Raw genomic sequence first — 528 nt, forward strand, 5'->3', positions numbered from 1 at the left:
CTCGTCGACAGGTTGTTTGTAAGTCTCGGTGTTATTTCTGTCGCTACCTAATTTGAAAACATTACCGTGGTATTGATGAACAACGGCAGCGAGAGGGCGTCTGGCTGGCGCAGCGCCAGGATTACTGTCATTGTGGCAAGCGGTACAAACGGCAATGTTGTTATCAATTGAGCGATAGCCCGGTCCATGATGAAGCGGTTCGCCCATATGACAGTTTTCACACGTTCCTGTTTCAATCACATTGCGGGAGACCACTGCATCTGAACTTTCTTGCGGCACCCATTCAAACACGTAGGTAAAACCGTTGCCTTGCTCGCCATACGCCATGACGATTCGGTGGAGTTTATCCGCATCCCAAGCGATAAAACCGTTGTTGCTAGAAGAGTCGGCAGTATAAGGATCGGACACTTTTAAAACGTCAGGAATGGCAAACGTGTAGCGATACCCTTCGTCTGTTTTTACTAGTGTTCCATCCCAAACACTCTCCATGCTGGCACGGTTATTTGTGGTATTACTTGAGTGATGGAA

At 47.9% G+C, this 528-nt stretch carries 1 protein-coding gene; it reads right to left on the reverse strand.

Going from position 1 to position 528, the window contains the following annotated elements:
• On the reverse strand, positions 1 to 528 hold a 528-nt coding region (locus R8N49_RS30120; protein WP_412034942.1), incomplete at both ends, for a multiheme c-type cytochrome.

Source organism: Vibrio sp. 1978 (assembly GCF_033344345.1).